This window comes from Vibrio nigripulchritudo ATCC 27043 (genome assembly GCF_000222685.1).
In the GTDB taxonomy this organism is placed as follows: Bacteria; Pseudomonadota; Gammaproteobacteria; order Enterobacterales; family Vibrionaceae; genus Vibrio; species Vibrio nigripulchritudo.
Genome location: NZ_AFWJ01000078.1, coordinates 1 through 9,212 on the forward strand (window position 1 = coordinate 1; position 9,212 = coordinate 9,212).

Consider the following 9,212-nt stretch of genomic DNA (forward strand, 5'->3'; position numbering starts at 1 on the left):
ATCACATTGTATTGGACGAATGGTCAGTGAATTTGATGATGGATGAGTTAACTCATGCGTACAAGCAGCGTATGTCTGGAGCTGCTCCAAAGTGGAAGGAGCTTCCAAATCCGTTCAATGAATTTGCTCGCAAGCAAAGAGAGTCAGGCACTAACCAAGTCAACCTCAATTATTGGAAAAATATTTTAGAGGGCGTTCCTTGGGCTAAACCGATATTCCCAGAGGATCATTACCTTGCAGGAATGCCTGACGAAACCGGCGTTGCTTCCGGCGGTTGGGTAGAAATCAAATTAGAACAAGATGTAATCGAAGGATTGTATGCCCTGGCGAAATCTGTCAACGCGTCCTTATTCAATGTGGTCTATGCATCAATTACTTCAGCACTGCATTTTTTGGGAGCACCAAAGAATTTAGTGGTAGGTACTCCAGCATCAGGGCGTTTGGATGCGGAGTATTTCGATACCATTGGTTACTTTACAACCATAGTTGCCCACCTAGTTAAATTTGGTGAAGTAGATACAGTTGCGGAATTAATTGAGCAAGTGAAGAACAGTATCAATGAATCTATGCCGCATACGGATATTCCTTTAGGGTTAGTTCAACAGGAACTGGACTTAGAGGTGCCAGAGGGTGGGGGCTTTATGTTCGAAGTCTTCATTCAGCTTCATGCAAAGAATAAGTTCAATGGCGCTCTTGAGTTACCTAACGGTGATCGACTGGACTTCCAACAGGTTGACCCGGATAAAAGCGAATCAGGTTTAGGTTTGCAATTTGAAGTATTAGAGGAAGTGGTTAACGGTGAACAAGTTCTGCGTGTGATGATGAGTTACATGTCTAAGAACTACAGCCCAGCACAGGTCAAGCTTCTATCTGATACAACAAGTGCTCTATTTGCCGAATTTGCGAAATCTGCCAAGGGCGACCAGTTGCTTGAAGACATTAAAGGGCGTGTTATCGATTCTGAAACTGTGTAATGCTCGTCATGCATTAGTCATTACACAATAAGAATTCGTTGCGTTTGAGCGGCATTGAGGGGAAGATACTCTCAATGCTGCTTTGTTTTTTTAATACCGTTAAATCAGAAAGTTATGACCCTATCTACACCAACCAAATCCAACACTTCATTTCGGTTAAAAGGTGAGAACCTCAAACTTGCCTACGAAAATCGGGTCATCTGTGAAGATCTCGAACTCAGTATTCCCGAAGGAAAGTTCACTGTAATCGTTGGACCTAACGGTTGTGGCAAGTCTACGTTGCTAAGAAGCCTGTGTCGTTTGCTAAAACCTGTTCACGGGCAAGTGTGTCTGAATGGTAAAAACATTCAGGAAATGCCAGCAAAAGAATTAGCCAGAGAATTAGGCTTGTTGCCTCAAAGCTCTCAGGCACCTGATGGTATTCGTGTTGTTGATCTTATAGCTCGCGGGCGTTACCCCCATCAAAAGCTATTTAAACAATGGAGCCCGGAAGATCAGGAAGCGGTAGCTCAGGCAATGGAAGACACTGGTGTGACGGAACTGGCTGAAAGGCAGGTGGATGAGCTCTCCGGTGGGCAAAAGCAACGAGTCTGGATTGCGATGGTACTGGCACAGAAAACTCCAACGGTTTTGCTGGATGAACCAACGACGTATCTGGACGTGGCACACCAAATTGATCTGCTGGAATTGTTTCGAAGCCTCAATCGAGAAAAGAAACACACCATTGTTGCCGTGCTACACGATCTGAATCAGGCATGTCGATACGCGGATCACCTTATTGCGTTTTCCGGAGGGGAGATTGTTGCTCAAGGTGAGCCTAAAATCCTGATCGATGCTGCTCTGGTCAAGAAGGTATTTGGTCTGGACAGCGTCATCATAGATGATCCCGTCAGTCATACACCTATGATAGTGCCACTAGGAAAGTAACGACTAAGATGTCTTTTCTGGCTGAATTACAAATCCGAACACTCGGGCCTGTCAAAATCTGGCAGCGTCAGTTTGATGTGTCCCAATACTCTGATTCTCATTCTTCCGAATTAGCCATTGAATTGCCCCAAGAAATGAACCGTGCTGTACCAAAAAGGAAAGCCGAGTTTACTGCTGGTAGAGTTGTCGCCAGGGAGGCTCTGCAAGACTTGGGAGTCATTCACACCAAACTACCTATTGGTGAGCATAGGGCACCTATTTGGCCTAAAGGCTACTTAGGAAGTATTTCCCACACCGACAACTTAGCTCTTGCTACGGTTGCACGTGACAGTGAAGTATCTATGTTAGGGCTTGATGTAGAAAACCTGATTGATGAATCGCAAGTTCAAACGCTAATGCCCATGTTTGTTTCTGATGCCGAAATGGATTGGCAGCAAACAAGTGGACTTACACCACAGCAGTTTGCGACTCTGATTTTCTCAGCCAAAGAGAGCGTTTTTAAAGCTATCTACCCCTACGTAAAAAACTACTTAGAATTCTCAGATTCGATACTGCGAAGTGTGGATGTTGAATCAGGGACTTTGCAGCTTCAATTATGTAATCAAGCTGAAAAACTGTTTGGTGAACCACTGATTTTAAAGGTTTATTTTACTTTTGAAGCGGAAAGCGTCTTCACTTTGATTTGTGAACATCGAAAACATCGATTGATATGATAGAAATTATCTAATTTATCAATAGCAAGCCCTGCAGTACTCTGTAAACGTGGTCAAATCAGCGTTTACAAAAGAATAAAGGTACTGTCGCATGGCTGAGTTAAGTGAAATATCGGGCAATAGAGCATTGATCGTTGAAGGTGGTGCAATGCGGGGGATATTTGCTAGCGGTGTTCTGGATGCCTTTCTGATTGACGATTTTATGCCTTACGATTTTGCCATTGGTGTATCTGCCGGTGCTTCCAACCTCATTGGCTATCTGGCTAAATTTCCCAAACGCAGTCAACGCGTTATCACTGAACTTGCGACCCAAAAACGTTTTTTCAATCCAACCAGATTTGTGCGTGGTGGAGACTTGGTGGATGTCAAATGGTTATGGGAGCAAGCGAATGCGCTTTATCCTGTTGATGAAGAACTTCTGTTTTCGTCTATCCCTATGTTCGCTGCGGTCACCAATGCCGTGACAGGAAATGCCGATTACTATCGTATAAAGCCGTCAAATATTGCAGATGTTATGGAAGCGACATCGGCACTACCAATTGCTTATCGCACCACGCCTTGCTTCTCTGGTGGATGCTATACCGATGGTGGCGTAGCGGACTCAATTCCGGTTAGAGAAGCTTACCGACGAGGTGCCAGAGACATTACCGTTATCCTGTCTCACCCCTTGTCCTACAACATGCCAGAGATGAAGTTTCCAAAACTGATGGACCAGTTGCTAAAACGCTACCCAAACATTGCCGAGGCGATGAAGCAGCGGGCTAAAAACTATAACGCCTCACTGGATTTCATCCGTCAGCCACCGAAAGGCTGTGTTGTTCGTGTTATTGCGCCAGACGAGCATTTCAAAGTGGGTCGATTCACTATGAGAAAAAGTACGTTACTGGCTGGTTATGAGATGGGAATCGAAGCGGGTAAAGAGCATATGAAAAAACGCTCGGGAGTGTTCGGTCTTTCGGAAGAAGACTGTCATTTCTGTGTTTAAGTAATCTGAATTCAGAATAAGAAGCAGCGGTATAGCCGCTGCTTCATGTCTGCACTTTTAATTCTTGTGTGTTGGGTTGATACGCGCCATGTGATAAACGTTGACGAATTCGCCATCTCTGAATGAAGCATCGACTGCTTCGCCTTCGATTTCAAACCCGAACTTTTTATACAGAGCAATGGCGGGCTCATTGTCACAATTCACGTCCAGCTCTATGCGGCGAAGGTTCAGCCACTTATCAGAAAGGTGAATGATGGTTTCTATCAGCTTACTGCCAATCCCTTTTCCGTGATAATCGTCGTGAACGCCAAGCCCAAACCGACCGACATGCCTAAGCCGAGGGCGCTGCATGTGCTCAAAACCGATATTGCCCACCACCTTGCCATCTGCCTCTGCGACGTATGTATAAACGTGCTCAGGAATATTACTAATGCGTTTATGCCACATTTGCGGTGAAGGTAAAGGGAGCTGTAAGGTCTCGCGATGTGCTTTTGGCTGCGTGTAAATCTCACACAAAGCATCCACATCTTTTATTTCTGTTGGTCGGATTATAATTTCCATACTGCTCTCCTTTTTCTACATGTATCAGTTCATTTTTCTGCATCTTTTGAATGAATGAATAATCAACATACCGAAAAAAGTTAAGCAAAATCAATGGTTAATTTATATTTCTATCAAAGCAACAACAATGCCATGATCGCTGCTCATCGAATCTTCATCATATTCAGGTTGTACGAGATGTTTATCGAGGGTTTTATGCTGGATTTTTGCACTCGAAAACTCCTGAGATAGAAGAATATAATCCAGAACATTTCCGCTTTCTCCGTGATAGTGAGAGGGCTGGCGCGGGGTATCAAGTTTTGCAATCTGCCAGGAGTCGCTCAGGTAGAGTTTCTGACTGCCGCGGTCAGTAAAGTTCTGTTGCGGTTCAATTAAGCACTGGACTGATGGTGACCCTATGTTTTGGTTCATATCGCCCATCAGAATCATCGGACGCTTGTTAAGCGCTTTGATTTGCCTAAGTTGATACCTCAGTGCCATGGCTTCGTCGTTGCGCTGCTGGCTGGAGAGAACGGACCCAATGTAATCATTTGTATAGCGAGAATACTGCGTCCCTTCGTTCTCGACGTCCATTGGGCGCTGAGATTTTAAGTGAACAACCACAACATCGATCAAGTCTAGCTTAGGATGACGGACTGTGGCGTGAAGTGGCATTCTCGAATACCTGATACTGGATTCAAACCCAAGCGCTTTTTGAATATGCTTGTCCATTCTCAACCCGGAACAGGAATGGATAGGGAATTTGGATGCCAGCCCAGTGACAGGGCTGAAATACACATAATCGCTTTCTACGGCTGGTGTATCGACAGTTTTAAAATGAGAGTATCCCTGCCGTTTACATAGATGAGCAAGTGCCTCAGCGCTGAATACTTCCTGAAAGCCAATAAGATCAGCGCATGTTTCACGAAGTACTTTTTCAGTCCAGTCGCATTTTCTTTGCCATTCGTCGCGGCTGTATATGTTATCGAACTCGTAAAACGCACTGGGAGGCTCAATAAAATTGAACAGGTTAAACGTCGCGACAGTGAAGGAAGATGTCATGGCTTGGAAAAGTACCTCTAATGTTTGTCGTATACCTAAGAAAACTCGCCGATTTTGCGAAAAGGTAGGTAACTTTGATTATCATGGCTAGCATTATTTATGGACGAATAACGCGTAATTAAGACAATGAAACCCAATGATGATGGTTCGATTACTCTCTCTTTTCTGCTCATTCCTGAGTTTGCGATGATAGCACTGGTAGCCGCCATAGAACCTTTGCGGATTGCGAATCGCATTGTTGGGCGCGAAATTTTCAAATGGGAATTATTTTCCGAAGGTACCGAGCTCGTTGCGGCAAGCAATCTACTCACTATTAACCAGTCATCTCAAATTAGTACTGACAATTTACCCAAGAATGTCTTTGTCTGTTCAAGCTTTCATCCACAAAATTATCATACGCAAAAAATCACGCGTTGGCTTAAACTGGCGTTTCGGTCAGGAGCAACCTTAGGGGCAATCGATACGGGGTGCTACTTTTTAGCAGAAGCTGGCGTGTTGCGCGACAGAAAAGTCACCTTACACTGGGAAGCCATTCCAGCGTTTTCTGAAGATTATCCTTCAGCAAAGATTTCATATGAGCTTTTTGAAATTGACGGAAATCTGATGACATGCGCAGGAGGCACATCTTCAATCGACATGATGCTTTTCATCATCCAGCAACAACTGGGACGAGATGTTGCCCTTCAGGTTTGCGAGCAGTTTATTCAAAGTAAAATTCGCCCTAAGTCTCAGAGCCAGCGGATAGATTTGGTTTCGCGACTCAATATTCATCATCCCAGGCTATTAAATGTCATTTCGATAATGGAAACGAATATTGATGACCCGTTGACGGCTGAAGAGCTTGCCGCGAAAACACATATCTCGGTCAGACAATTGCAGCGTCTTTTCAGGGCGAATTTTAACAAAACCATTTCGCGATATTATCTGGAACTAAGATTGGAGCGCGCTCGACATCTGTTGCGCGAAACTCGCCTGAGTATCTCAGATGTAGGGGCTGCGTGCGGATTCAATTCAGCCCCTCATTTTGCAACCAGTTACAAAAACTTTTTTGAAGTATCACCAAGTGAAGACAGAGACCAATGACTCTAAATCTGTGGTGATGCCCCAGTCAGATGCTCTCCTCCATCCTGGGCGAGGCAGATACCCGTTATATAAGACGCAGCCGGAGATACCAGAAAGGCAACGGCTTGTGCGATCTCTGACGGTTGCCCGATTCGCTTCAATGGCAACTGATTGATACCCGATTGAAGGTTGTCAAAGTCATACTGCTTAAGGGCTTCAGTATCTATGGTTCCAGGAGCAATGGCGTTAACCCTGATTCCTTTATCTGCCCACTCCCAGGCCAGTGTTTTGGTAAGGTTTACAACACCCGCTCTGGCGGCTGCGGCATGAGCCATTCCAGGAATTCCCTGTTCGAGACAAAGCACAATATTAACGATACTCAAATCTCGAATGGACGGTTTAGAGTGTTTGGCAAATGCCTGACACATATGAAAAGTACCTTGTAAATTCAGATCCAGAACAGACTTAAATCCATTTGAAGAGATATCGATGGCAGGTGAAGTAAACTGACCACCAGCATTGTTTATGAGAATATCAACACTAATTGATTTTTCTTCAAGCTGCCGGAATAGGTCTGCAACGGATTCCGCGTCTCGAATATTCACCTCGGCAGCGTGAGAGTCGATGCCTTCATCCCTAAGTTGATTTGCCGTGTTGTTAAGACGATCAATATCCCTCGCGGCAATGACAACCTTTGCTCCCAACTGTCCGATTAAACGCGCAATCTCAAGGCCGATCCCGCTGCCGCCGCCTGTGACTAAAGCGACCCGACCATCGAACAGCTTCTCACGAAATATATGCTTCATTGTTAACACCCCTTCCAGACGGGTTCTCGTCCTTCTGCAAAGGCGATTGCTCCTTCCTTTGCGTCCTCTGACCGAAGCATTTGACTGTAGTTTTTCAAACTGCCGCTTCGTTGTATTTCGAATGCGGTCTGAATATCATGGCGCTCAGAAATGGAAACCAACTCCTTAATGGCTCGTTGCGACAAAGGAGCTGTTTTACGAATTCGCTCCGCAAGGGTCACCGCTGCACTCATTATTTCATCCGGTGAGACAACGTCATTAACCAGCCCCAAAGAATACGCTTCAGCTGCATTGAGGCGCTTTCCCGTCAGCATCATCTCCATTGCAATTGCTCTGGGAATCCGTTCAGACAAGCGGAAAACGCCGCCTGCATCAGGGACGATCCCAATTTGTCCTTCAGGAAGAAAGAACTGTGCGTTCTCAGACGCGATCACCAGATCGCAAGACAGAGCAAGCTCAAAACCTCCCCCTACGGCAAACCCGTTTACCGCCGCGATAACTGGCTTGGTTACATCAAAGTACTCAGTGATGCCCGCAAATCCTCCGGGACCATGGTTTTCATCGACGGCTTCTCCATTCAGAGCCGCTTTCAAATCCCATCCAGCGGAGAAGAATTTCTCTCCAGCACCAGTGACGATGGCCACCTCAAGAGAGTTGTCATTCTCGAACTGTTCAAACACTTCGTATATTTCCCGGCTAGTATGGCTATCAATTGCGTTTGCCTTGGGTCTGTCGAGTGTCACGATCAAGATATGGTTCTGTTGCTGTATTTTTATAGAAGCAGTCATCCTTACTGTCCTTATAGTCCATTCCATCTGTCGGACCTGATTTGGTCTCGAAACTCTTTCTGGCTCTGAAAAAGAACAGAGCCTTCAGAAAGTAAACCTCAGTCAACAAAAGAACTGTTTCATTCAGGTGACATAAACCTTCATCTCTGCGCCATATCAATGGCATTGACTAATGGCTACCCCTTTAATGTTTTCTTGTCACCAATTTAAAAGAACATGTCGTTTATTAGTAAACAGACACCTAACACTCTCCGATATCGTTAACAAATGGTTAACCACTTTGAAAATAAAACTTAACTTAAATCGACTTAGAGGCACACAGGAATGGACTTCAACCTCAGCAAAGAACACTTAGCATTACAGACAAAAGCAAAAGAATTCACAGAACAGGTTCTGTTTCCACATGAATTAGAGTGTGAAGAAAATGATGGCATCAGTAAGGAAACCCACGAAGAGATAAAAAAACAAGTTGTGGAATGGGGATTTAATGCTCCAAATCACAGCCGGGAAGACGGCGGGCAGGAATTTAGCATTTTTGAACAGACTCTTCTCAATGAACAGTTGGGAATGGCAACGGGTGCGATTTGGGATGCACTTTGGTATCCGTCATATCCGATGAAATTTGCCAGCCAGGAACAAAAGGAACGGTATCTAATCCCTACCTGTCAGGGTAAGCGTCGCGATGCTTATGCCATCACAGAAGCCGATGCTGGCTCTGATCCCCGTCAATGTGCGACCAGAGCAGACAGAGTCGACGGTGGCTGGGTTATCAATGGCGAAAAGTGGTTCGTTACCTTAGGAGACATTGCCGACTACATACTGGTTCATGCTCATGTCGACGGGGACCCGGACAAACCTACCGTATTTTTTGTCGACAAAGACCTACCCGGGGTCGAAGTAAAAAGAACCCCTCTCTACACCCATCACTTTGCCTTTGAGCATCCAGAATTCGTTTTCAAAGATGTTTTCCTCACTGACAAAGAAATGCTGGGAGAGGTGGGGCAGGGCTATGAATTAACAAAGGACTGGTTTGTTGAAGCCCGGCTGGGTATCGCGGCGCGCTGTGTGGGAGGTGCTATTCGGGCAGCCGAAGAGGCAAACCAGTTTGTTGCTTGTCGGCAGCAATTCGGTCAGCCACTCAGAGACTTTCAGGCTATTGAATTCATGCTGGCTGATATGGCAGTAAAAATCATGGCTGCAAAGTCAATGCTCTATCGTTTGAGCTGGGAGATCGACCAAAGTGACGATCGTAAAATGAAACATGCCCGAGCCGCAGCACTGAAGCTTCACTGCTCCGAGATGGTTGGTCAGGTTTGCGATACCGCACTCCAGATAATGGGGGGCAGGGGATACAT

Annotated in this window: 10 protein-coding genes; 6 read left to right on the forward strand and 4 right to left on the reverse strand. The window is 45.4% G+C overall.

Annotated elements, in window-relative coordinates; all coding sequences use genetic code 11:
* From RH89_RS08260 to RH89_RS08275, 4 genes are all read left to right on the forward strand, one after another.
* Positions 1 to 974 (forward strand): condensation domain-containing protein (locus RH89_RS08260; protein WP_004401040.1); only part of this gene is annotated, 974 nt, incomplete at its 5' end.
* 114 nt (positions 975 to 1,088) lie between these two features.
* The gene (locus tag RH89_RS08265; RefSeq protein ID WP_004401041.1) at positions 1,089 to 1,901 is read left to right on the forward strand and encodes an ABC transporter ATP-binding protein; all 813 of its coding nucleotides are present in this window, start codon (positions 1,089 to 1,091) and stop codon (positions 1,899 to 1,901) included.
* A gap of 8 nt (positions 1,902 to 1,909) precedes the next feature.
* Complete coding sequence (locus RH89_RS08270; protein WP_004401042.1) at positions 1,910 to 2,614, forward strand: 4'-phosphopantetheinyl transferase family protein; 705 nt, start codon at positions 1,910 to 1,912, stop codon at positions 2,612 to 2,614.
* Between the two features lie 91 nt (positions 2,615 to 2,705).
* Positions 2,706 to 3,599: a patatin-like phospholipase family protein gene (locus RH89_RS08275; RefSeq protein ID WP_004401043.1), complete on the forward strand. Its 894-nt coding sequence runs from the start codon at positions 2,706 to 2,708 to the stop codon at positions 3,597 to 3,599.
* A gap of 57 nt (positions 3,600 to 3,656) precedes the next feature.
* Here the strand turns inward: RH89_RS08275 and RH89_RS08280 are convergent, their stop codons facing one another.
* Positions 3,657 to 4,160 carry a GNAT family N-acetyltransferase gene (locus RH89_RS08280; protein WP_004401044.1) on the reverse strand — a complete coding sequence of 168 codons (504 nt, stop codon included), beginning with the start codon at positions 4,158 to 4,160 and terminating at the stop codon, positions 3,657 to 3,659.
* Between the two features lie 102 nt (positions 4,161 to 4,262).
* Positions 4,263 to 5,201, reverse strand: coding sequence for an endonuclease/exonuclease/phosphatase family protein (locus RH89_RS08285; protein WP_004401045.1), 939 nt, complete (start codon positions 5,199 to 5,201; stop codon positions 4,263 to 4,265).
* Positions 5,202 to 5,327: 126 nt separating this feature from the next.
* On the opposite strand from RH89_RS08285, the gene RH89_RS08290 reads away from it, so the two are divergent.
* Positions 5,328 to 6,284, forward strand: coding sequence for a GlxA family transcriptional regulator (locus tag RH89_RS08290; RefSeq protein ID WP_004401046.1), 957 nt, complete (start codon positions 5,328 to 5,330; stop codon positions 6,282 to 6,284).
* 2 nt (positions 6,285 to 6,286) lie between these two features.
* Here RH89_RS08290 and RH89_RS08295 read toward each other — a convergent pair whose 3' ends face one another.
* Both RH89_RS08295 and RH89_RS08300 read right to left on the reverse strand, forming a co-directional pair.
* On the reverse strand, positions 6,287 to 7,069 hold the full coding sequence (locus tag RH89_RS08295) for an SDR family oxidoreductase (protein WP_004401047.1): 783 nt from the start codon (positions 7,067 to 7,069) through the stop codon (positions 6,287 to 6,289).
* A 2-nt stretch (positions 7,070 to 7,071) separates the two neighbouring features.
* Positions 7,072 to 7,857 (reverse strand): enoyl-CoA hydratase-related protein, encoded by a 786-nt coding sequence (locus RH89_RS08300; RefSeq protein WP_038145319.1) that lies wholly within the window; start codon positions 7,855 to 7,857, stop codon positions 7,072 to 7,074.
* Between the two features lie 324 nt (positions 7,858 to 8,181).
* On the opposite strand from RH89_RS08300, the gene RH89_RS08305 reads away from it, so the two are divergent.
* Positions 8,182 to 9,212: acyl-CoA dehydrogenase family protein (locus RH89_RS08305; protein ID WP_004401050.1), on the forward strand; the 1,031-nt coding region annotated here is incomplete at its 3' end.

Coding starts and splice junctions, on each gene's coding strand:
- RH89_RS08280 (WP_004401044.1), bottom strand. CDS start 4,160: ATGGAAATTATAATCCGACCAACAGAAATAAAAGATGTGGATGCTTTG.
- RH89_RS08295 (WP_004401047.1), bottom strand. CDS start 7,069: ATGAAGCATATATTTCGTGAGAAGCTGTTCGATGGTCGGGTCGCTTTA.
- RH89_RS08300 (WP_038145319.1), bottom strand. CDS start 7,857: ATGACTGCTTCTATAAAAATACAGCAACAGAACCATATCTTGATCGTG.
- RH89_RS08275 (WP_004401043.1), top strand. CDS start 2,706: ATGGCTGAGTTAAGTGAAATATCGGGCAATAGAGCATTGATCGTTGAA.
- RH89_RS08285 (WP_004401045.1), bottom strand. CDS start 5,201: ATGACATCTTCCTTCACTGTCGCGACGTTTAACCTGTTCAATTTTATT.
- RH89_RS08265 (WP_004401041.1), top strand. CDS start 1,089: ATGACCCTATCTACACCAACCAAATCCAACACTTCATTTCGGTTAAAA.
- RH89_RS08270 (WP_004401042.1), top strand. CDS start 1,910: ATGTCTTTTCTGGCTGAATTACAAATCCGAACACTCGGGCCTGTCAAA.
- RH89_RS08290 (WP_004401046.1), top strand. CDS start 5,328: ATGAAACCCAATGATGATGGTTCGATTACTCTCTCTTTTCTGCTCATT.